20 protein-coding genes, 8 tRNA genes and 1 rRNA gene are annotated in these 21,650 nt (G+C 43.6%); all 29 read right to left on the bottom strand.

Annotation, left to right across the window (positions count from 1 at the left end; all coding sequences use genetic code 11):
• Positions 1-83: 83 nt before the first annotated feature.
• Complete coding sequence (gene rapZ / locus KJS58_RS23285) at positions 84-989, bottom strand: RNase adapter RapZ (RefSeq protein WP_213535898.1); 906 nt, start codon at positions 987-989, stop codon at positions 84-86.
• Between the two features lie 74 nt (positions 990-1,063).
• On the bottom strand, positions 1,064-2,014 hold the full coding sequence (locus KJS58_RS23280) for an ROK family glucokinase (RefSeq protein WP_213535896.1): 951 nt from the start codon (positions 2,012-2,014) through the stop codon (positions 1,064-1,066).
• A gap of 171 nt (positions 2,015-2,185) precedes the next feature.
• Complete coding sequence (trxB, locus tag KJS58_RS23275; RefSeq protein ID WP_213535894.1) at positions 2,186-3,151, bottom strand: thioredoxin-disulfide reductase; 966 nt, start codon at positions 3,149-3,151, stop codon at positions 2,186-2,188.
• A gap of 37 nt (positions 3,152-3,188) precedes the next feature.
• Entirely contained in the window at positions 3,189-4,979 is a 1,791-nt protein-coding gene (locus tag KJS58_RS23270; protein WP_213535945.1) for a tetratricopeptide repeat protein, read from the bottom strand.
• Positions 4,980-5,254: 275 nt separating this feature from the next.
• Complete coding sequence (locus KJS58_RS23265) at positions 5,255-6,202, bottom strand: ribose-phosphate diphosphokinase (protein WP_213535892.1); 948 nt, start codon at positions 6,200-6,202, stop codon at positions 5,255-5,257.
• Between the two features lie 128 nt (positions 6,203-6,330).
• Positions 6,331-7,149: a histidinol-phosphatase HisJ gene (gene hisJ, locus KJS58_RS23260; protein ID WP_213535891.1), complete on the bottom strand. Its 819-nt coding sequence runs from the start codon at positions 7,147-7,149 to the stop codon at positions 6,331-6,333.
• Positions 7,150-7,167: 18 nt separating this feature from the next.
• Entirely contained in the window at positions 7,168-7,866 is a 699-nt protein-coding gene (gene hisIE / locus KJS58_RS23255) for a bifunctional phosphoribosyl-AMP cyclohydrolase/phosphoribosyl-ATP diphosphatase HisIE (RefSeq protein WP_213535889.1), read from the bottom strand.
• The gene (gene hisF, locus KJS58_RS23250) at positions 7,863-8,621 is read right to left on the bottom strand and encodes an imidazole glycerol phosphate synthase subunit HisF (protein WP_213535887.1); all 759 of its coding nucleotides are present in this window, start codon (positions 8,619-8,621) and stop codon (positions 7,863-7,865) included. The genes hisIE and hisF overlap by 4 nt, the downstream gene beginning before the upstream one ends.
• 68 nt (positions 8,622-8,689) lie before the next feature.
• Entirely contained in the window at positions 8,690-9,445 is a 756-nt protein-coding gene (gene hisA / locus KJS58_RS23245) for a 1-(5-phosphoribosyl)-5-[(5-phosphoribosylamino)methylideneamino]imidazole-4-carboxamide isomerase (protein ID WP_213535885.1), read from the bottom strand.
• A gap of 29 nt (positions 9,446-9,474) precedes the next feature.
• Positions 9,475-10,098: an imidazole glycerol phosphate synthase subunit HisH gene (gene hisH / locus KJS58_RS23240; RefSeq protein WP_213535884.1), complete on the bottom strand. Its 624-nt coding sequence runs from the start codon at positions 10,096-10,098 to the stop codon at positions 9,475-9,477.
• A gap of 3 nt (positions 10,099-10,101) precedes the next feature.
• Positions 10,102-10,719, bottom strand: coding sequence for an imidazoleglycerol-phosphate dehydratase HisB (gene hisB / locus KJS58_RS23235; protein ID WP_213535882.1), 618 nt, complete (start codon positions 10,717-10,719; stop codon positions 10,102-10,104).
• Between the two features lie 101 nt (positions 10,720-10,820).
• Positions 10,821-12,119, bottom strand: a complete 1,299-nt coding sequence (hisD, locus tag KJS58_RS23230; RefSeq protein WP_213535880.1) for a histidinol dehydrogenase — start codon at positions 12,117-12,119, stop codon at positions 10,821-10,823.
• A 200-nt stretch (positions 12,120-12,319) separates the two neighbouring features.
• Positions 12,320-12,955: an ATP phosphoribosyltransferase gene (gene hisG / locus KJS58_RS23225; RefSeq protein WP_213535878.1), complete on the bottom strand. Its 636-nt coding sequence runs from the start codon at positions 12,953-12,955 to the stop codon at positions 12,320-12,322.
• A gap of 35 nt (positions 12,956-12,990) precedes the next feature.
• Positions 12,991-14,211, bottom strand: a complete 1,221-nt coding sequence (locus KJS58_RS23220) for an ATP phosphoribosyltransferase regulatory subunit (protein WP_213535862.1) — start codon at positions 14,209-14,211, stop codon at positions 12,991-12,993.
• A gap of 270 nt (positions 14,212-14,481) precedes the next feature.
• Positions 14,482-14,991 carry an acyltransferase gene (locus tag KJS58_RS23215; protein WP_191804804.1) on the bottom strand — a complete coding sequence of 170 codons (510 nt, stop codon included), beginning with the start codon at positions 14,989-14,991 and terminating at the stop codon, positions 14,482-14,484.
• A gap of 8 nt (positions 14,992-14,999) precedes the next feature.
• On the bottom strand, positions 15,000-15,641 hold the full coding sequence (gene ppaX, locus KJS58_RS23210) for a pyrophosphatase PpaX (protein ID WP_213535860.1): 642 nt from the start codon (positions 15,639-15,641) through the stop codon (positions 15,000-15,002).
• Between the two features lie 18 nt (positions 15,642-15,659).
• Complete coding sequence (gene lgt, locus KJS58_RS23205; RefSeq protein ID WP_213535857.1) at positions 15,660-16,682, bottom strand: prolipoprotein diacylglyceryl transferase; 1,023 nt, start codon at positions 16,680-16,682, stop codon at positions 15,660-15,662.
• A 103-nt stretch (positions 16,683-16,785) separates the two neighbouring features.
• Positions 16,786-17,724, bottom strand: a complete 939-nt coding sequence (hprK, locus tag KJS58_RS23200; RefSeq protein WP_191804799.1) for an HPr(Ser) kinase/phosphatase — start codon at positions 17,722-17,724, stop codon at positions 16,786-16,788.
• Between the two features lie 242 nt (positions 17,725-17,966).
• A complete protein-coding gene (locus KJS58_RS23195; protein WP_191804797.1) occupies positions 17,967-19,091 on the bottom strand; it encodes an ABC transporter ATP-binding protein in 1,125 nt (374 codons plus the stop codon).
• 144 nt (positions 19,092-19,235) lie between these two features.
• On the bottom strand, positions 19,236-20,354 hold the full coding sequence (locus tag KJS58_RS23190; RefSeq protein ID WP_213535855.1) for a PucR family transcriptional regulator: 1,119 nt from the start codon (positions 20,352-20,354) through the stop codon (positions 19,236-19,238).
• Positions 20,355-20,615: 261 nt separating this feature from the next.
• Positions 20,616-20,688 (bottom strand) — tRNA-Lys (locus tag KJS58_RS23185).
• 7 nt (positions 20,689-20,695) lie between these two features.
• A tRNA-Tyr gene (locus KJS58_RS23180) sits at positions 20,696-20,781 on the bottom strand.
• A gap of 11 nt (positions 20,782-20,792) precedes the next feature.
• Positions 20,793-20,865 (bottom strand) — tRNA-Phe (locus KJS58_RS23175).
• A gap of 88 nt (positions 20,866-20,953) precedes the next feature.
• A tRNA-Asp gene (locus KJS58_RS23170) sits at positions 20,954-21,030 on the bottom strand.
• A gap of 19 nt (positions 21,031-21,049) precedes the next feature.
• Positions 21,050-21,125, bottom strand: a tRNA-Thr gene (locus tag KJS58_RS23165).
• Positions 21,126-21,130: 5 nt separating this feature from the next.
• Positions 21,131-21,206, bottom strand: a tRNA-Val gene (locus tag KJS58_RS23160).
• Positions 21,207-21,215: 9 nt separating this feature from the next.
• Positions 21,216-21,292, bottom strand: a tRNA-Met gene (locus tag KJS58_RS23155).
• A 68-nt stretch (positions 21,293-21,360) separates the two neighbouring features.
• Positions 21,361-21,452 (bottom strand) — tRNA-Ser (locus tag KJS58_RS23150).
• Positions 21,453-21,523: 71 nt separating this feature from the next.
• Positions 21,524-21,650 (bottom strand): 23S ribosomal RNA (locus tag KJS58_RS23145); the annotation flags it as partial.

Genomic DNA, 21,650 nt, shown 5'->3' with positions numbered 1-21,650 from the left:
TATGTTGTATCCTATGCAGGTGTCATCCCTAAATCGATAAATCCATTCAATTCATGTCGATATCTTTATCCATTCCACTTTATTTAGTGATTTCCGCGATCACGATCTGCATCTCTATGGCTGACTACAACCGATTCAGTCTCACTTGCCCCAAGCATTTTACCTAAATACTCAGCAATTGCAACGGACCGGTGCTTACCGCCTGTACATCCAATGCCGATAATGACCTGGCTTTTGCCTTCTTTCCGATACTGAGGAATAAGGAAATGAAGCATATCCAGCAGTTTTGTTAAAAACGCCTGTGTTTCCGGCCACTTCATTACATATTCATATACATCACTATTCTGCCCTGTATTCGGCCGTAGATGCTCAATGTAATGTGGATTTGGCAGAAAACGAACATCAAACACCAAATCAGCATCAATGGGAATACCATATTTAAAACCAAATGAAGTAACATTTACGGACAACATATGGCTCTCTAAATGAGAGAACCTTGAAATAATTTTTTCTTTTAGCTGCGCAGGCTTCATGTTGCTGGTATCGAGCACCTGTGTAGCTGAGTTCTTAAGTTCTTCTAACATTTTGCGTTCCAGTCTTATACCATCAAGCGGCATTCCCTCTGGCGCAAGCGGATGTCTCCGCCGGCTTTCTTTATATCGCTGCACAAGAACACTGTCTTGAGCATCAAGGAACATAATTTCACAGTGAATCGTAAATTGATCCTTAATATAATTCAAAGATTCAGACAGAGCAGTGAAAAACTCTCGCCCGCGTAAATCTATGACAAGTGCTACCTTACCAATTTTACCATTAGATTGGACAATAAGTTCTGCAAACTTAGGAATAAGAACGGGAGGCAAATTATCAACACAGAAAAACCCTAGATCTTCCAGACTCTGAACCGCAATGGTCTTTCCTGCACCTGACATCCCTGTAATGATAATAAGGGTTGCTCCACCTGCTGGTGATTTTTCACCTTCAAACATGTTTTTCCCCCTATCAATTTCAGTTCGTCTATCTATTGACTTACTATTATTGTTATTTTAAGTTGCGTACGATCTTAGGAACGAATCAATAATCCAGCTGCGCCTACAATACCAGCATCATTTCCCAGGGTTGCCGGTACAATGGTTACCCCTTTTTGAAGAGGCTCGGGCGCAAGACTTGCAAACACACTGCGCACTTCATCAAACAGAATATCACCAGCTTTAGAAACCCCTCCGCCAATGATAAACATCTCAGGATTTAATACGGCAGCAACCGATGCCAGTGATTTTCCAAGATAATAAGCTGCACGATGAACAATACGAAGTGCTACCTCATCTCCTGCTTTCGCTGCATCAAATACATCTTTCGCCATAATGGTGTCTACGGATTGAAGTGAAGTATGATCTCCACGCTCTACCGCATCATTCGCCATACGTATAATCCCTGTAGCTGAAGAAACCGTTTCCAGACACCCCATTTTCCCGCATCCGCATTGAATCGCTTCTAGATCCGGTACTACATTCGTGTGTCCAATCTCACCAGCCATTCCTGAGAAACCTTGATAAATCTTACCATCAATAATAATTCCGCCGCCAACACCGGTACCTAGAGTATAGCATACGCAGTTTTCAACTCCGTTACCTGAACCAGCCCACGCTTCTCCAAGAGCCGCAACATTCGCATCATTATCTATCTTAACGAGCTTTCCTAGCCTATCTTCGAGTATCGAACGGATCGGTACATCTTTAAAACCTACGTTAGGCGCGAGTACAATTACTCCCTCTCGCACATTAGTGAATCCGGCTACACCTGCTCCGACTCCTGCAAGTTGCTCCCAACTGTATGGTGATTCTTCCACAATATGACGGACATATTTCTCGATGTTTGAAATGACAGTATCAACGCCCTTACTCACTTCTGTCGGGCCTTCATATGTATGCAGAAGTGCTCCTTGCTCATTGCAGATCCCAACTTTGATTGCCGTACCGCCTAAATCCACACCAACGTAGACATTTTCAGACATTGCTAGCAAGCCACCTTTATCATCTGTAATATTTATTCATACGTTATCACTATAATTGAAGGAAGGGGGCCGGTCAAGACGAATACCCTTCCATTTCTCACAAGTCTTAACCAATCAAAGTAAGCAAAAAAGCCGTCCGGACACCCTTTTATGCCCGGCCAGCTTTTCATATTATTGTTCGTTGTTCAATGTTTCGCTCCAGTCATGAGCCATGCTGCCCTCAAGGTACTTCTCACAATCCATAGCAGCCATACAACCCGATCCTGCTGCTGTTATAGCTTGGCGATATTTGGTATCCTGCACATCACCACAAGCAAAAACACCAGGGATATTCGTCTCTGTAGTTCCTGGATTACAAGCAATATACCCACCTGCATCCAGCGTGATTTGATTTTGCAAGAAGGCTGTATTTGGTGTATGCCCAATCGCTATAAATACGCCGTCTGCTTCCACCAGCTCATCCTGCCCTGTTTCATTATTATGAACTTTAAGGCCCTTTACTCCCTGATCGTCAGCAACGACTTCGAGAGGAGAACGATTTAAAGCCCATTTTATTTTTTCGTTTTCTTTCGCACGGTCCTGCATAATTTTGGAGGCCCGCAATTGCTCGCGGCGATGTACAATGGTTACGCTAGAAGCAAACCTGGTCAAGAAGTTTGCCTCCTCCATAGCGGAGTCGCCGCCACCAACAACAACAATCTTTTTGTTACGGAAAAAGAAACCGTCACAGGTTGCGCATGTGCTCACACCGCGCCCCACATTTTCTTTTTCGCCTGGGATTCCTAAATATTTTGCAGAAGCTCCGGTAGAAATAATAACGGAATCTGCGGTGAGTTCCTCTTGGCCTTCTACTTTAATGCGGAAAGGACGCTCAGCGAGATCAATGCTGTCTACCCAGCCATTTTTGAACTGGGCTCCAAAACGCTCAGCTTGTTTACGCATATTGTCCATGAGCTCTGGACCTAGAATTCCTTCAGGAAATCCAGGGAAGTTTTCAACCTCTGTTGTTGTTGTAAGCTGGCCTCCTGGCTCCATACCTTCAATAACGAGTGGATTCATGTTAGCCCGTGCCAGATAAATAGCAGAAGTAAGTCCCGCAGGACCTGTGCCGATAATAACGGATTTATAGTGAGTCATACATCGTTACCTCCCTTTTACAAAATAAAGTTTGATACTACAGCTTCTCCGATAAAGACCCGAATACGGGCTGTAACAAATGTGTAGAATTACATACTAGATCAATTTGCTTAGCGTACCTGCTCACCGTGGAAGCTGAAATGCCGTAATGACCAGCTACTTCCTTATAGGTAACTTCCTTGCCTGCTGATTTGACAGTGAGATATTCGAGTGCAGCGGACCATCCTTCAATGAGTGAGATCGATGGCAATTCAGGAGCAACTTGCTTCAAATAGTCTGCCCATAAATACTGAACTCCCTTGCGCAAAATATCAGGTTGCTGATCCATCTTCTCCAAAACTTTGTTCAAAACCGCTTGTTGTTTATCATCCAGCTGCTCGTAGCGGGATGATTCTGGATCTTCATTATCTTGCTTATTCAGTATGGATAACTCTTCACCTACTGAACTAGAATCCGCAGAACGCAAAGTACTATTCTGACTCTTCTCCTTCAAAAGCATCTCCGGTTCCCCAATCTCACGCAGTACGGAAAGAGCGAGCTCTTTGAGCTCCGTAGTTTCACCTGGTTGTTCCAGGAAGTCAGTAAGGGCCTGATATACTTCATAGTCACCAATATGACGCAGTGCACTGATCACTTGGGCTTTACTCGTATCATCACCATGATGAAGCGCCCAGAAGAAAGAAGAACGAATGAGCGGATCATTTTTGATATCTTCCGGAATACTCGCTCCGTATTTCTCCCACAGTCGGAATTGTTCTTCAAACGGCAAATGATAATGGTAACTTACCGTTCCAAAATCTTGATCTTCCTTCCGTGCTGACAGCCTAGAAATATAAAACTTAGGGACCTCTGATTCAGGATCGAGTGCCTGCACCATTTCCCATAGCCGCTCGGCTTCTCTATATCTCTTCGTATTACATGCTGCCACTGCAGCATAATGAACAAGCGAAGGATCGCTTGCCGTTTCTTTATTCTTAAGTAATCTGCGGAAGTGAGCATAAGCTGCTTCATGTTCTCCCAGAATACCCATCGTCGTTCCTAGTTTAAAGACATGCTCTTGCTCGAAAGGAACTAGAGTCTGCAGCTGTTTGATAAGTGCCTCTACCTGTTCTTTATTTCCTTCATTCTGATAGAAAATAGCAAGATTGCATAGACCGTGCAGATTGCCCGGCTCCATTGCTAACAAATCAAAGATGGTATCCTTCGCTTTTGCGAATCTTCCCATATAGTAATAGGCTAAGGCGAGATTATTGCGTGCAGCTGTGAAATCAGGCTGATCTTTTGTAATACTCTCCAGCATTTCTGCTGCCTGAGCAAACTTTCCTTCCTCCAGCAAGCTGCGAGCATAATCATGCTCTGCGATACCTTCTCTAGCTTTAATTCGTCTCACAGGAGCCTTCCGGCCCAGTTCAAAGAACAGAAGATCTAACATCTCTTCCGCCTCATCCAGAAACTGTCCTTGTTCATCCTCTTCCAAATAAGTAACAATCGCTTCTTCTGCGGCTTCAAACTGTTCCATGTTCGCGTAGTTATTCGCCATATAGAAATAACACTCCATCATGGAGGGATCAACTTCAGTGAGCACATGGTTCAAAATTTCATTAGAGCGGGCATAATCCCCCATCTCAGACAGGATGCCTGCCACATTACAATGATTGACCGGATTCTCCGGTTCATATTCAGCTGCTTTACTAAAATATTTTAATGCCTTGTCATAATGATTGCGATCCAGCGAGCGGACAGCTCTTTCAAAGAAAAAAGAAGCGTCCAGTTGAATCGGTACAACATTGACAAGAGAGCGATCAGTCCGCTGCGGTTTGCCCTTCATACGTGCCAAGGCACCTCCTTATATCATACGATTTCATACTCTCCAGTATAACATAATCTGAAGGACTCTTCTCGTGTTGCAGAACTATACAACAGATGAAAAATTTACTTCACCATTCTATAAAAGAGATGTACACATTTTATGAGAAACTCTCGTGATACTTGGTGTCTCCTACTTATTCATTACCCTTTACGGTCAGCCTACTAACCCTGCCGAGCCAAACGCAAACAAGGCTCTTCGCTGAAGAACCTTGCTGAGTGATCTATTCGTCGTCCTTAAATACCTGCATCCTTGAATAATGTAGCAATAGAACCACCATCCAGGATAATCCGGATTGCCCTTGCCAGCATAGGAGCAACCGATAAGACGGTAAAACAAGGTGGACCCGACGGAGGCAGCTCAATAGAATCCGTAACAATCACTTCCTCAATATGAGGATGAGAGAGTTTTTCCAATGCCGATCCTGAAAAAAGCCCATGTGTCGCGCAAACAATTGCTGGATATGCATTTCTCTCTTTGAGCCCTTCAACTACGTTAACAATCGTCGTTCCTGTATCAATTAAATCTTCAATAATAATAGGGGTTCTGCCATCGACATCCCCGATCACGTGAGTAATGACAGACTCATTATGAGCTGGACGTTTCTTAATCATGATAGCAAATGGAGAATCGAGCCTGCTTGCCAATTTCTCTGCCATCGATGCTCTTCCCGCATCAGGCGATACAATGACAGGTTTATCGATGTTTTTGCTTTTAAGATAATCACTAATTAAGTCCAGCGCAGTAAGATGGTCAACCGGAATATTAAAGAAACCCTGAATTGCTGCCGCATGAAGATCAATGGTTACAATCCGGTTTGCCCCTGCTGTGGTGAGTACATCAGCCAGCAGTTTTGCTGAAATCGGCTCCCTTGGAGCAGACTTTCTCTCCTGTCTCGCATAACCGTAATAAGGCAGGATGATATTGACTGTTCGGGCAGACGCACGTTTAGCTGCATCAATCATGACAAGCAGTTCAACTAGTAACTCATTGATCGGTCTTGATAGAGATTGCACAAGAAAAACATCACAATTACGAATCGTTTCCTCATAGTGCACGTAAATCTCCCCGCTCTTGAAGCGGGATATTTTGATTTTACCCTGCTCTACCCCTAACTTCTGGCATATATTTTGTACCAGCTGAGGATTGGATGATCCCGAAAAAATACGGAGAGAGTGCTGCATACATGCCTCCTGAAGAACTTATTTTTAACACTAGCATTCCCGAAAGTACTCGGCTCACAACGAATCATAGAGTGTAGTATATATAAAAACAGGATGTTTTTCCTTTATTATACTACGCTTGTTACAGATTACAACGAAACCATAAAGCGCTTTCTCTCTTTAAAGGTAGCAAGTTCGGTATACCCAATCTCTTTTAAAAGCGTTCTAGCAGTATCTACATTCTCTCCTACTTTCAACGGATCATGGGCATCCGAACCGACCGTCACCGGAATCCCCAGCTGATAGGCTTGCTTCAAAATTCGCTCACTAGGGAACATTTCCGCACACGGCTTAGATAAGCCTGAGGCATTCAGCTCAATTGGAATCCCGCAGTCAGCAATCACCTCTAGGGTTTCGCGTTCTAGCGCATACCAAGCATCCCGCTCTGCCTGCTTAGGCTCATATGTAAATCGTTTAATTGCATCAATGTGTCCGAGAAAATCATAAAAACCGCTCTTTGCGGCTTTTTGAACAGCATCGTAATAGGTTCGATATACTTCAAGCACATCTTTGTTTTCCCAGTGATAGACTTGCCTGTAATCCGTAATATCCCACTCTTTCAGAAAATGAACAGATCCAATCACATAGTCAAAAGGATAGGCCGAAATAATTTGTTCGATCTCTTTTTCGAAGCCTTCAACATAGTCCCCTTCGAGACCAACACGTACCTCAATATCATCCTTATACTTGTCCTTTAGATAAAGACATTCCTCGATGTATCTTGGCAGCTCTTCCATAGGCATCGCCACCTCTGAGTAATACTCAGCCGGATTAACGTGGAGCAGAGGCATATGATCAGACAAGCCAATCTGGCTGTATCCGAGCTTGATGGCCTGTTTTACATAAGACTCCAGGTCTCCTACCGCATGTCCGCATCTGGCATGATGGGTATGATAATCGATTAACATGAGTATTCCTCCCTTACACTAGTCGCGACGTGGACGCTCGTGACGCAGACTGAGTTCTTTTAATACTTGGTCCAGAGGAAGTTTACGCTCTTGCAGCAAAACTAATAAATGATAGATTAAGTCACTAACCTCAAGCTTCAGTTCTTCATTATCCTTATTCTTTGCTGCAATAATCGTTTCGGATGCTTCCTCACCGATTTTTTTCAGAATCTTGTCTACCCCTTTGTTGAACAGGTACGTGGTATATGCACCTTCAGGGCGATCTCTTTCACGTTCTGCAATCACCGACTCAAGCTCTGCGAGCACATCAAAGCGATTACTTGTATATGCAGAAGATTCACTCTCTGCTTCCTCTGTATGAACACCGCGGATTTCCCGATAGAAACAAGTGGTTTCTCCTGTATGACAAGCTGGACCCTTCGGTTTCACCAAAAACAATAGGGTATCCCCATCACAGTCGTATTTTACAGAGACAATCGTTTGTACGTTACCAGAGGTAGCTCCTTTGTGCCACAATTCATTTCTTGAACGTGACCAGAACCATGTCTCCCCTGTGGTTAATGATTTTTTTAATGATTCCTGATTCATATATGCTAGCATCAGTACCGTTCTTGAATCAGCATCCTGGATCACAGCAGGGACAAGTCCCTGCTCATTCCACCTAATATATTCGGTTACCTGTCCGAGTGATAACTGATCTTTTAATTGATTGCTCATCGAATCTCCACTCCTTTGGCTTTCAAATGTTGTTTTAGATGAGGAATCGCAATTTCCTTATAGTGAAAAATCGTTGCAGCAAGTCCTGCATCCGCTTTTCCTGCTGTAAACACTTCCTCAAAATCTTCTTCTTTCCCTGCTCCTCCCGAAGCGATCACGGGAATGCCTACTGCATCACTAACAGCGGACGTAAGACGAATATCAAAACCATTCTTGGTTCCATCGGCATCCATACTTGTAAGCAGCAGTTCACCTGCTCCCAGCTTCTCTGCCTGCTTCACCCACTCAAGTGTCCTAATTCCGGTAGGCTTACGGCCGCCGTGTGTGTACACTTCCCATTCACCAAATTCATCATTCCATTTGGCATCTACAGCAAGCACGATGCATTGCGAGCCAAACCTGAGCGCACCTTCCTTAATTAAAGATGGATTCAGAACAGCCGCGGTATTGATTCCGATTTTATCGGCACCTGCACGAAGGATTGTCTTCATATCATCAACATGCTTAATGCCCCCGCCTACCGTAAAAGGGATTGCAATCTCACCAGCCGTCTGACGTACAACTTCTACCATTGTCTGTCGTCCTTCTACAGATGCTGATATATCAAGAAACACGATCTCGTCTGCACCTTCACGATCATACAAGGCAGCCAGCTCTACGGGATCTCCCGCATCGCGCAGATTTACGAAATTCACACCTTTGACCACTCTGCCGTCCTTTACATCCAGGCAAGGAATAATTCGTTTAGCTAGCATCATCCGACCTCTTCTCAGCTTATTTTCTTTACTTTCTAGCAAAGACTTTATTTAGCCGCGACTTGAATTTATTTCAAATCAGTAACGCCACTATTCTCTACCGTTTCAACCGCCTGTCTTAGGTCAATCGCTCCTGTGTATAATGCTTTACCGATAATTGCTCCGCTTACACCGTCTTCCCGGTGTCTGTGCAGTTTTACAAGATCCTCCATCGTGCTTACACCGCCAGAAGCAATGACCTTTTGTCCGCTAGCCGCCGCTAGAGCAACAATAGCCTCCACATTAGGACCTTGCATCATGCCGTCTCTCGAAATATCCGTGAAAATAAAAGTCTGTGCTCCATAAAGGGCAAGTTCTTTTGCAAGGATCTCTGCTTTCACTTCTGATGTTTCGAGCCAGCCACGCGTTGCCACATAACCATTTCTCGCATCGATACCAATGGCTACTTTATCACCATATGTACCAAGCACTTGCTCCGTAAACTGCCGATCCTCAATAGCTGCTGTACCTAGAATGAGTCTTGCAACGCCCAGATCGAGCAGTTTCTTAACATCCTCTATCCTGCGAATTCCCCCGCCTACCTGAACAGGCACTTGAACCGTTGATGCAATCTGTCCGATGACTTCGATGTTAACCGGCGACCCTGCTTTGGCTCCGTCGAGATCCACTAAATGGATGAACGATCCCCCTTGATCTTCCCAAGCTTTTGCTGCCTCTACAGGACTGTCATGATACACCGTTTCCTGGTTGTAATCTCCCTGAACAAGGCGTACACATTTTCCGCCTCTAATATCAATTGCCGGGTAAATCATGAATGCTGTCATCACATAGGCCCCCTTATAAATGTTCCAGATTAACTACTAGACTCCGCTAGTTTCAAAAAGTTCTTCAGAAGCTGCATACCGAGCTCTCCGCTCTTCTCTGGATGAAATTGCATTCCATAAACTGAACCTCTACCGGCAATCGCTGTAACAGGAAAGCCATAATCCGTTACCGCAAGCAGGTCCTCATCATTCTCAGGTTCGACATGATATGAATGCACAAAATAGACGTGACCTTCCATCAGATCCTGAAACAGTGGATTCTCTCGCTGTATGAACTGAAGCTCATTCCAACCCATATGCGGCACTTTGTATGAGGAACGGTCTTCAAACCTAACCACCCGTCCAGGTATAATATTCAGCCCTTCATGCTGGCCATGTTCCTCACTGCTGCTAAAAAGCAGCTGCATGCCAAGACATATGCCAAGGAGCGGAATTTCTTTCTCCTGAACCTCTCGCATCACTTTATCAAGCCCAGTTTCCCTAAGGTGCTGCATAGCATCCCCATAAGCTCCTACCCCCGGTAACACCACACCCGACGCTCCCATAATTTCTTCTTTGTTACTCGTTACTTGTGCCTCATAGCCAAGCCGTTCGATCGCCTTGCTTACACTATGAAGATTTCCCATCCCATAGTCGACAATGGCAATGGTCATAGACTACAGCACTCCCTTCGTAGATGGAACTCCCGTAACACGTGGGTCAACGAGTGTTGCTTCATCAAGTGCTCTGCCAAGCGCCTTAAAAATAGCCTCGATCATATGGTGTGTGTTTTGTCCGTAGTGAACAATCACGTGCAGCGTAACACGCGCTTCCAGTGCGAATTTCCACAAGAACTCTTGAACAAGTTCCGTCGAGAAGCTTCCTACCTGCTGGGACGGATAATCAGCCCGATATTCAAAGTGAGGCCGGTTGCTGATATCAATGACTACTTGTGCCAATGCTTCATCCATAGGAACAAATACACTTGCATAACGTTTGATCCCTTTTTTGTCGCCCAAAGCTTCACGAAGTGTCTGACCAAGACAGATTCCGATATCCTCAACCGTGTGATGATCATCAATTTCTATGTCACCTTTCGCCTTTACCTGAAGATCGAATTGTCCATGTTTCGTAAACAGATCAAGCATGTGATTTAGAAAAGGAACGTCTGTCTTGAGCTCAGAACGACCGCTTCCATCTACACCAAAACTAAGCTGAATATCCGTTTCATTGGTTCTCCGGCTAACTTCTGCCCCGCGTCCGTCACCAAGAAATTGCTGTTCACCATTTCCCATCTGGTTCTCCACCCTTCGATTACTCTTCTATATTGGTTCGTCTTATTAATTGCCTTACTGTTTGACTTACTGAGCTAATGACTCTATTAGATATCGCATTTTTAGATGCTCTCACCTTGTTTTTCTTGGTTTAATCGGACTTCAATTGCCCGAGCATGCCCTTCTAATCCCTCATGACGAGCAAGCCCAATAATTGCTTCTCCATTTGCTAGAAATGCTTCCTTGCTATAGTAAATCAAGCTCGATTTCTTAGTGAAATCATCAACATCCACGGGCGATGCGTATCTCGCCGTTCCGTTCGTCGGAATGATATGGTTAGGACCTGCAAAATAATCCCCGACAGGCTCGGAGCTGTATGGCCCAAGGAAAATAGCCCCGGCATGCCGGATATAAGATACATAGGACATCGGCTCTTGAACCATCACTTCAAGGTGTTCCGGTGCGAGCTTGTTGACCACTTCAATTCCTTCAAGCACGGAATTAACAACGATAATACTCCCGTGATGATCGATCGAAGTACGAGCTATCTTCTCCCTTGGCAGCTGCTTTAGCTGCTTTTCTACCTCTGTTTGTACTTCCTCCGCCAGCAGCTTGGAAGTTGTGACAAGAATAGCAGAAGCCATCTCATCATGTTCGGCTTGAGACAATAAGTCGGCTGCTACATATTCGGCTCTTGCCGTTTCATCAGCCAGCACGACGATCTCACTTGGTCCCGCGATACTATCGATATCGACGGCACCGAATACCTCTCGCTTCGCGAGCGCCACATAGATATTCCCCGGTCCACATATCTTGTCGACCTTGCGAATACTTTCTGTGCCGTAAGCCAGCGCCGCTATAGCTTGAGCGCCGCCAACCCGGTACATCTCGCTCACGCCTGCCTCCGCAGCAGCCACGAGAATGTACGGATTAATCCCTTCACCGCCGCTTGTAGCCGGCGGTGTAACCATAACAATCTCTTCCACACCCGCTACCTGTGCTGGAATAACATTCATGAGTACTGAGGAGGGATAGGCTGCTTTCCCACCAGGTACATAGACCCCGACCCGATCAAGCGGTCTAATGATTTGTCCGAGCAGGCTTCCATCGGGTTCAAAATCCATCCATGAATTCCGTTTTTGTTTTTCGTGAAATCTACGGATATTGTTAGCAGCTTCGCGAATATGAGATACAAAAGCGTGATCTACCTTATCATAGGCTGCCATCATTTCTTCCCTCGTTACTCTGAGCTTTTCTGGAGTAAGGACTACGCGGTCATGCTCTGCGGTATACCTGAGTACTGCGGAATCCCCTTCGTTACGAACAGTGGAAACGATTTGACGGACCGATTCATTCTGTTCGTTTGTTCCATAATCCACATTCCGATCCAGACGAAAATCCTGAGCTGCTACAATTTTCATCTCACTCCACTCCCTATCTTTGAATAATGTCTTCAACGAGCAGAAATGCACCTTCATAGGTGCTAAAAACCCCATTACATTCCGTTATCATGGCCTTTATCTAAAATAATTCGATTCTAATCATTCTGTTTATCCATCATCTTCATTATTAGCTTTAGCCTCTATGGACCTGCATTCCTGCCCTCGGCAAATGAGTATCGTTACCTAGCTGCTACATTAATGACTTGTTGCAACGAATCACAAATCCCTTGAATTTGATCGTTTTTCATACGATAACTAACTCGGTTCGCAATCAAACGACTTGTAATATCAAACATGCTATCAAGTTCAATAAGACCGTTCTCTTTTAACGTCTGCCCTGTCTCTACCATATCCACAATTCGATCGGCTAGGCCAATTAGCGGTGCAAGTTCAATCGATCCATTTAGTTTTATAACTTCTACTTGTTGCCCCTGCTCACGAAAATATTGCGAAGCCACATTCGGATATTTCGTCGCTACTCTCTGCCTGATGCCCGGCTCCCAATCAGGTAACCCGATGACAGACATACGGCATCTGGCGATACCAAGATCGAGCAGTTCGTATACGTCGCGATTTTCTTCCAGAAGCACATCTTTACCCACAATCCCGATATCAGCTGCTCCGTATTCTACGTACGTAGGAACATCAACCGGCTTCGCCATAATGAACTCTAAGGACGCTTCTGGAATAGGAATGACGAGCTTTCTTGTATCATCAATGTCCTCGGGAATGTATATGCCTGCTGCGCGGAATAATTGAGACGCTTTTTTATAGATTCGCCCTTTGGGCATCGCTACTTTCAAAATCTCACTCATATGCCTTGCTCCTTTCTTATTTGATGTTACATAACCTATATTGGACTGCTGTATGTGTACACTTTTTCATACTTTCCTTGGAGGGTAGACACTGCGCAGTTATTCCCCTGCTCATTTGTATCCACGCCCTGGTGATAACGATCCTCTACTCTTTGCATGAGTCTGGTTACTACGGTCCGACCTTCCGTTCGAAGCTGCAATGCTTGAGACAAAGCTTCTACTCGGTGTTCCTTCGTATATTCAATAAGTACAGGAAGCGGCTGCTCTGCTCGAATTCCTTGCACTCCATCAATGATGCGGTTTGTCTTTATTGCAAAACCCGTCGCGGGGATGTCTTTACCGAACTGTTTCAGCAACTTGTCATACCTGCCTCCGCTGCATACCGGGAATCCAAGTTCTGATGCATAACCCTCAAACGTCATTCCTGTGTAGTATGAAAAATCGCCAAGCATCGTTAAATCGATCAGTACATGTTCTGATACTCCATAAGCTTCGAGTACTTCCCACACCGCGCATAGATGTTGCACTGAATTTCGTGCTTCTTCACTTGAGATCAATGATTCAGCACGCTCACCTATTTCTTTTCCGCCCCGCAGACGTAAAATAGACTCAAGTCGTTCTTTTTGCTCTGACGACAAGGACAAACCTTCTATTTTCTCACGGTAACCTACATAGTCACGCTTAAGTAGTACGGCTTTTAATTCTTCTTGTAAATCTACTTCTTCTGGAATAATCTCACCGAGTAATCCGTTCAAGAAACCAACATGACCCATCGCTATTTTAAAAGACGCAACTCCGGCTGCCTGAAGCGAACTGATAGCTAGAGCTACAACCTCAGCGTCTGCTTCTGGAGAATCATCACCGACCAGTTCGACACCTGTTTGAAAGAACTCTGCTTCACGTCCTGCTTCTTCTTCAATGGCACGAAATACATTCGCATGGTATGAAAGCCGTAAAGGCAACTTCTCGTCCTTTAGCATAGAAGAGACTACTCTCGCAATCGGTGCTGTCATATCCGAACGGAGTACAAGTGTCGTTCCCCGGTTGTTTAACAACTTAAACAGTTTCCGATCAGACGTTGAGCTGGCTACGCCTACGGTATCGTAATATTCCATTGAAGGGGTAATAATTTGACGATATCCCCAGCTACTCATACATTCCAGTACTTTATGTTCAATCCGTCTCAGCTTATCTACGACATGAGGAAGGTAATCACGTACACCGGCTGGCTTTTCAAAACCTTTTGGTTTGGTCATTTCTGTTCACCTCTGCATCTATAGTTCCTAACTTTCACACCGGATTTAGCATCCACAATCTTTATTGCATTAAAGTGCTACCAATCTAACAAATTAAAGTATTATTCGGTATCTTACCATGCTTTCCCTTTTATCGTCAATTCTTTGTCTTCTTCTAAACTCCTGTATTTACACCCATTGATTTGAATAAAAGGGTTATATAACAAAAAAAGACCGCTCTATTAGCGGTCTTCCATGATTTCTATTCTTTTTGGATGTAAAGAAGAACTCTTAGTGTAATGTATTGCTTCCACTTTCTCGTTGAGAACCGAGTTCTCTCAAAGGATTACCCCCGACAAAAGCCCCTGCAGCCACATTTTTATGAACAACAGAACCTGCGGCTACAACTGCTCCGTCCCCAATGGTTATTCCAGGCAAAATCGTCGTGTTCGCACCAATTAGGACGTTATCGCCAATCCATACATCACCCAGTCGATACTCATGAATGAGATACTCATGCGCCAGAATCGTTGTATTATACCCTATAACCGAATTCGTTCCAACATGGATTCGTTCTGGGAAAAACACATCAACCATCACCATCAGTGCAAATGCCGTATGATCTCCTACTTCCATGCGAAGACGGCTTTTGTAAATCCAGTTTTTCAAAGGTAAGATGGGACAATATCTTGCTAGCTGCACCCAAACGAAGTTACGAACCCCTTTAAAAGGACTGACCGTTCGATATATATGCCATAGTGCATTCTGCTCTTCAACGGGATAACGTTCCAGCTTCCTCACAGTATTTACTACTCCTTCTTGGTCAGAGTAAGAATGTCATGCATATCATGTAAAATATAATCAGGGTCATACTCTCTAAGCTTTGCTTCCCCTTTTAGAGACCAGGCTACACCTGCTGCCTTAACGCCGGCTGCTTTGGCGGACTGAATGTCCACTGGACTATCTCCTACCATTAGCGTCTCCGATGGATTCACCTGAAGCTGCTCTACCGCAGTAAGAACCGGTTCTGGATGCGGCTTTGGATGAGTTACATCCGATACAGTTACGATGGTCTCCATATATTTCAGAAGGTCGAACTGTTCCAATACTCGAAGTGTGCTTGGTCGTATTTTTGTCGTAACTACACCCATACGAATCCCTTGCTCGTGAAGTTTCTTCACTACATCCATCACACCCGGAAAAGGCTTTACCATATCATCATGATGAACGGAGTTGTAGGCACGGTATCCTGTAACATATTCTGCTACATCAGGTTTGCCGGTAAATGCCTGCATTTGCTGCTCAAGTGTGCCTCCCATATGAGGAATAATTTCTTCTCTAGAGAGTGCGCCCGGACCGAGCTCATTTAAAACATGGATAAAAGAACTGATAATCAGCTCATTCGTGTCGATAATCGTGCCATCTAAATCAAATAAAACCGTTTTAATCATTTAACTATTGCTCCTTTATTACTCCTTTTTCTGATCAGTACCAGAACCGATAGAAGATGACTCATCTCTGCGATCTTTTTTTCGTTCTAGTTCTGAAACGTTGTCACTACCACCATCTGTAGGAGTCTTACTGGATACAATCGGGTCCATATAACGTTCTTTTGAAGCGCCTGTTATGCGCCTTACTACAATGAGGATGATAGCGACTATAATAATTAAGATTGATAAAACTTGTGATATACGGAGATTTCCATAAGCAGGGTCTAAATACCCCAGTTCAAAGCCCATAGCTGTCATAGGGGACCATAAAGTATTTACGATGGACGCAAGCCACTCTGGCCCTTGGAATCCGAGACTATCTGTACGCAGTGCTTCGATAAAAAAGCGACCGATGGAATACCATATGAAATAGGACAGGAATAACTCCCCTGCACGCATGAATTTTTGACGACGTAAAACGAGAAGTAAAATAAGTCCTACGATATTCCAGAGAGATTCATATAAAAATGTTGGGTGATGAAAAGTACCCTGAACATTCATTTGGTTCACAATAAAGTCGGGTAGATGCAGTGTATTTCTAAGGAAAGACTCTTCTACAGGTCCGCCGTATGCTTCCTGATTGACGAAGTTCCCCCAGCGACCAATCGCCTGTCCAATAATAAGAGAGGGCGCACAAATATCCACAATACGCCAGAAATTATAACCTTTATGCCTAAAATAGAAAAAAGCACAGATAATAGCACCAATTAGTGCTCCGTAAATGGCAATACCACCATTCCAGATTTTAAATACATCCCAGAAGTTATCCTTATAGTCATCCCACGTGAATGCTACATAGTAAATTCGTGCTCCGATAATAGCAGAAGGAACACCGAGAAGCAATAAATCCATGAAAAAATCAGAGGGGATTCCAAAACGTTTCCCCTCCTGTATTGCGAGCAGCAGACCGACGATGGCTGCAGACCCCAAGATTAGTCCATACCAATGGACACTGAGCGAACCGATAGAAAATGCAATCGGATCAAGTAATAAGGTACCCATCTACCCACTCCCTGTTTCGTTGATAATATAACCAAAGCTAGTTTGTTACATCCTCTATTAAAAGATTAGACTCTGTTTACGTTCCTCAGTTTAACTTAAAGCTTTAGTCCATATCATCGTTATCTTCAGCAATAGTAGCCGTCAGCTTATTCGTAAATTGCAGCGCAGCATTCACACCCATCCGCTTCAGACGGAAATTCATCGCTGCCACTTCAATGATAACCCCAAGGTTACGACCTGGACGTACCGGAATGGTAACGAGTGGAACATCTGTATCAATAATTCGAGTCGTCTCTTCATCAAGACCAAGACGGTCATATTGCTTATCCTGTTGCCAAGCTTCTAGGCGGACAACGAGTGTAATTCTTTTATGATTACGGATGGCACCTACTCCAAATAGGGTCATAACATTAATAATTCCGACACCTCGGATTTCGAGCAGATGACGAATGAGTTCTGGTGCTGTCCCGTGTAATTGATTGTCTGATGTTTGACTAATCTCTACCGCATCATCGGCAACAAGACGGTGGCCACGCTTAACAAGCTCCAAAGCAGCCTCACTTTTACCAATTCCACTGCTTCCCGTAATTAATAGACCGATACCATATACGTCGCAAAGAACGCCATGAATCGTAGTTGTTGGAGCCAATTTCCCTTCGAGGAACCCAGTAATACGGCTTGATAGAATTGTCGTCGCCATCGTACTACGCAGTACAGGGAGATCTCTCTCGTTACTGATATCAATTAATTCTTGAGGAACATCGAGTCCACGAGTGACAACAATACAAGGTGTTTCTTCGTGACACAAACCTTCCATGCGTTCCCGACGTTCTTTCTCGGGCAACATCTTAACAAAAGCGAGTTCAGTTCTTCCTAGCAACTGTACCCGTTCTGATGGGTAATATTCAAAATATCCTGCCATCTCCAGGCCAGGTCTGTTCAAATCATCTACAGTGATTGGTCTTTTCAAACCATTTTCACCAGAGACAACTTCCATTTGAAATTCATTAACAAGTTGGGATACTTTTACTTTTTTAGCCATATTGTATCTTCCTTTCGGTACGGCAAATATAACGCGGATTCTAAGAGAAAGTGTTGCCACTATTATGTACAGTTCTCTATCTATATTAACCTGATTGTCATTGTACTCATCGTATCGGAAAATGAAGTCGATTGCAATGTTCGGTAAGGTCTACCTTACAGGTAGTACCTATGAAGTTGAAAAGGGGCTGCCTGGCTTTAGAAAAGCCTGACAACCCCTTTTATTGGTGCATTATACTCGTATTAATCTAGAACAAGTACGTTTGCTTCTGTTTCTTTATCAAAGATATGAACTTTGTTCATATCGATTGCCATTTTAACGGTGTTTCCATCGCGAGTATTCGAACGTCCATCAACACGTGCGATCGTTACATCATTACCTACACCGCTCAGGTACAAGAGCAATTCGTGACCAAGGTTCTCACTAACATCTACTTTAGCTGTGAAAGCAGTGTGTGGAGAAGCTTCCAAGAATACCGGCTCTTCATGAATATCTTCTGGACGTACACCCAAAATCACTTCTTTGCCAGCATAACCTTTGTTTTTAAGAATTTGTGCTTTACCTTGTGGAATTTCTACATCTAGACCAGCTGCCGCAAAGCGAAGGCTTTCACCTTGTTGCGTCAATTTACCAGTGATAAAGTTCATTGTAGGTGATCCAATGAAACCAGCTACAAACAAGTTTGTAGGATGATTGTATAGTTCTTCCGGTGAAGCTGCTTGTTGAATATATCCGTCTTTCATTACTACGATACGGTCACCCATCGTCATAGCTTCGATTTGGTCATGCGTTACATAGATAACAGTCGTTTCAAGACGTTTAGCGAGCTTAGTAATTTCCGCACGCATTTGTCCACGAAGTTTCGCATCCAAGTTAGAGAGCGGCTCATCCATCAAGAAAACTTGTGGGTTACGAACGATAGCACGTCCCAAAGCTACACGCTGACGTTGACCACCGGAAAGAGCTTTTGGTTTACGATCCAGCAAATGTTCGATATCAAGAATTCTAGCTGCTTCACGAACACTCTTATCGATTTCTTCTTTTTTCACTTTACGAAGTTTCAAACCAAACGCCATATTTTGATAAACGTTCATATGTGGATAAAGAGCGTAAGATTGGAATACCATCGCGATATCACGATCTTTAGGAGCTACGTCATTTACAACGCGATCTCCAATATATAGTTTGCCATCGGAGATTTCCTCAAGGCCAGCGATCATCCGAAGTGTTGTAGATTTACCACAACCGGACGGACCTACCAGAACGAGAAATTCTTTATCTTTAATATCTAAGTTAATATCAACAACTGTCGCTTTATCTGCACCCGGATATTGTTTGTAAATATGTTCTAAGCGTACACCAGCCATGATTATTGCCTCCTCAGCATCATTTCGATTTAATAATGAAAGCGAATACAAACATATAATAACACAATGTAATCGAATTCATTTCCTGTTCTTATAATAACCTGGAAAGCCTAGTGGTGACTATGCACAATTCACACAAAAAAATTAAGAGGTTTTCGTCACTTTGTACATGAAGAGAGTCAACTTAACCAAAACTGCATCTTTAAAGGTCCGTACATCAAGACCTGTCTCTTGCTTTATCTTATCTAAGCGATAAATTAGAGTATTACGGTGAATGTAAAGACGTTTTGCCGTTTCACTAACATTACAGTCCATTTGAAAGAAGGTCTCTAAGGTAGATATCGTCTCATCCTCAAATAGGATCGAAGAGTTACTCATTCCTTTTAGGTAATTCGCTCTCTCTTCCTCAGGTATACTATAGATCAAACGTTCGAAATGGAATTGCCATGGAAAATAAACATGCTCGCCAACTTTAAATTTTTTACCGAGTTCGGTTATTTCTCTAAGAAACGAGATCGTAGGAGGTAAGGAGACAATATTGAACAGAGGTTTAGCTACGGATAGATGAAAGACTCCAACCCACTCATTTGCAATCACCTCATGAAGACCATCCGTAAAGGCAGCAAGCTCTTCTTCAATGGAAAGCTGCATTTTTTGCTGCAGAACCACTTGGTCCATATCATCATCGGTATTATCCAACACTAAACCTAATTCAGCTAATATAGACCATCTATCTTCTTCTAATGGTACTAAGAGCACCTTTCCATCAAAATAGGATTGAAGTAGTTTATTTAAAGCTTTAAGAGAGATTCCAGATTCATGGGCTCTCTCATACGTCAGGTAAAAAGGAATCATTCCTTTGGTAAACTGTTTCTCATACACACTAAGATCTTCAGGGAAAGGAATGGATTTATCCTTATCGACACTCTCCTGAATCCAGCTTCCCAGCTGTTCTAGTGAGTTTACCTCTTTATTTTTCGCAATTTTAGTAGTACCTGAATTTTGATGCAGTGATGAAATAATCCATTCAATGAGTGCTCTTTCAGATGCTTCGACATGCTGGGACGGTGCAGATAATAGCATCTGAATTCCATCTTCTTTGCCTGCTTCTAGGTAAAAATATAATGAATCCCCTTCTTCAAAAGAATGACAGGGTTCATCATTTCTTATAAATGTATGTTTATTAATGGGAACCTCAATTATTCGAAATGGTACGTTAAGAATATCCTGTAGTTTTTGCAACAGTACTTCATAATTCGCCACGATGACCACCACTTTACGACTTTATTGTCTACTCTAATGCCTTCTATTTCTTACACTCATACCAACCCAACAAAAATAGTATAATACAGGAAGTATACCTCTACCAAATCTTTATGTATCTACTGATAAAATTCATCTACTATAAAGGTTATTTAAATGAACTAAGGATGCCATTCATAAGTTTATCTTCTTGTTCTTATAGAGTATTCAGAAAATATATACAACAAAAAAAGTCACCAGTATGAACTGGTGACTTTCGTATGAGCCATGAAGGGCTCGAACCTTCGACACCCTGATTAAAAGTCAGGTGCTCTACCAACTGAGCTAATGGCTCGTAAAACTGGTGGAGGATGATGGATTCGAACCACCGAACCCGTAAGGGAGCAGATTTACAGTCTGATGCGTTTGGCCGCTTCGCTAATCCTCCGAAATAAAAAGTGGCTCGGGACGGAATCGAACCGCCGACACGAGGATTTTCAGTCCTCTGCTCTACCGACTGAGCTACCGAGCCATACATTGAGTTACATAATAATAAAGTGAAAAACAAATCTGATTCTCACTTCTTATAAAATCACTCATCTTCATATTAAATAGTTAAATGGCGGAACTGACGGGATTCGAACCCGCGATCTCCTGCGTGACAGGCAGGCATGTTAGGCCTCTACACCACAGTTCCACAACTATTTAAGTAAAGATGGTGCCGGCGAGAGGACTTGAACCCCCAACCTACTGATTACAAGTCAGTTGCTCTACCAGTTGAGCTACACCGGCGTATATGGTGGAGATTGAGGGGATCGAACCCCCGACCCTCTGCTTGTAAGGCAGATGCTCTCCCAGCTGAGCTAAATCTCCAGGGAATTATGGTAGCGGCGGAGGGGATCGAACCCCCGACCTCACGGGTATGAACCGTACGCTCTAGCCAGCTGAGCTACGCCGCCATAATTATTTATCACACAACTTGTACTATATTATCATACTTGATTCAGAAAATCAAGAAGAAATTTAGTGGCGGAGAGAGAGGGATTCGAACCCTCGCACCGCTTACGCAGTCTAACCCCTTAGCAGAGGGTCCCCTTATAGCCACTTGGGTATCTCTCCAAAAAAGATGTGTAATATCAAGGAATTGCTCCCTGAAAACTAGATACGAAACAATCTTTGCAATTTAATTGTAGGATAAGCCCTCGACCGATTAGTACTGGTCAGCTCCATGCATTGCTGCACTTCCACCTCCAGCCTATCTACCTCGTCGTCTTCAAGGGGTCTTACTAATTGGGAAATCTCATCTTGAGGTGGGCT

The organism is Paenibacillus sp. J45TS6 (assembly GCF_018403285.1).
In the GTDB taxonomy this organism is placed as follows: Bacteria; Bacillota; Bacilli; order Paenibacillales; family Paenibacillaceae; genus Paenibacillus.
Note: the sequence above shows the minus strand (reverse complement) of the source record. Positions and strands in the feature narration are given on the sequence as shown.

Bases quoted from the DNA above. Each gene is read 5' to 3' on its own strand.
- KJS58_RS23270 (WP_213535945.1), bottom strand. From the start codon at position 4,979: ATGAAGGGCAAACCGCAGCGGACTGATCGCTCTCTTGTCAATGTTGTA.
- hisA (WP_213535885.1), bottom strand. From the start codon at position 9,445: ATGACAGCATTCATGATTTACCCGGCAATTGATATTAGAGGCGGAAAA.
- KJS58_RS23220 (WP_213535862.1), bottom strand. From the start codon at position 14,211: ATGACCAAACCAAAAGGTTTTGAAAAGCCAGCCGGTGTACGTGATTAC.
- hisJ (WP_213535891.1), bottom strand. From the start codon at position 7,149: ATGTTAATCGATTATCATACCCATCATGCCAGATGCGGACATGCGGTA.
- rapZ (WP_213535898.1), bottom strand. From the start codon at position 989: ATGTTTGAAGGTGAAAAATCACCAGCAGGTGGAGCAACCCTTATTATC.
- hisD (WP_213535880.1), bottom strand. From the start codon at position 12,119: ATGAAAATTGTAGCAGCTCAGGATTTTCGTCTGGATCGGAATGTGGAT.
- KJS58_RS23265 (WP_213535892.1), bottom strand. From the start codon at position 6,202: ATGCAGCACTCTCTCCGTATTTTTTCGGGATCATCCAATCCTCAGCTG.
- hisG (WP_213535878.1), bottom strand. From the start codon at position 12,955: ATGAGTGAGATTTTGAAAGTAGCGATGCCCAAAGGGCGAATCTATAAA.
- hisIE (WP_213535889.1), bottom strand. From the start codon at position 7,866: ATGAGCAATCAATTAAAAGATCAGTTATCACTCGGACAGGTAACCGAA.
- hisF (WP_213535887.1), bottom strand. From the start codon at position 8,621: ATGCTAGCTAAACGAATTATTCCTTGCCTGGATGTAAAGGACGGCAGA.
- KJS58_RS23280 (WP_213535896.1), bottom strand. From the start codon at position 2,014: ATGTCTGAAAATGTCTACGTTGGTGTGGATTTAGGCGGTACGGCAATC.
- lgt (WP_213535857.1), bottom strand. From the start codon at position 16,682: ATGGGTACCTTATTACTTGATCCGATTGCATTTTCTATCGGTTCGCTC.
- hprK (WP_191804799.1), bottom strand. From the start codon at position 17,724: ATGGCTAAAAAAGTAAAAGTATCCCAACTTGTTAATGAATTTCAAATG.
- KJS58_RS23195 (WP_191804797.1), bottom strand. From the start codon at position 19,091: ATGGCTGGTGTACGCTTAGAACATATTTACAAACAATATCCGGGTGCA.
- ppaX (WP_213535860.1), bottom strand. From the start codon at position 15,641: ATGATTAAAACGGTTTTATTTGATTTAGATGGCACGATTATCGACACG.
- hisH (WP_213535884.1), bottom strand. From the start codon at position 10,098: ATGACCATTGCCATTGTCGACTATGGGATGGGAAATCTTCATAGTGTA.
- hisB (WP_213535882.1), bottom strand. From the start codon at position 10,719: ATGGGAAATGGTGAACAGCAATTTCTTGGTGACGGACGCGGGGCAGAA.
- trxB (WP_213535894.1), bottom strand. From the start codon at position 3,151: ATGACTCACTATAAATCCGTTATTATCGGCACAGGTCCTGCGGGACTT.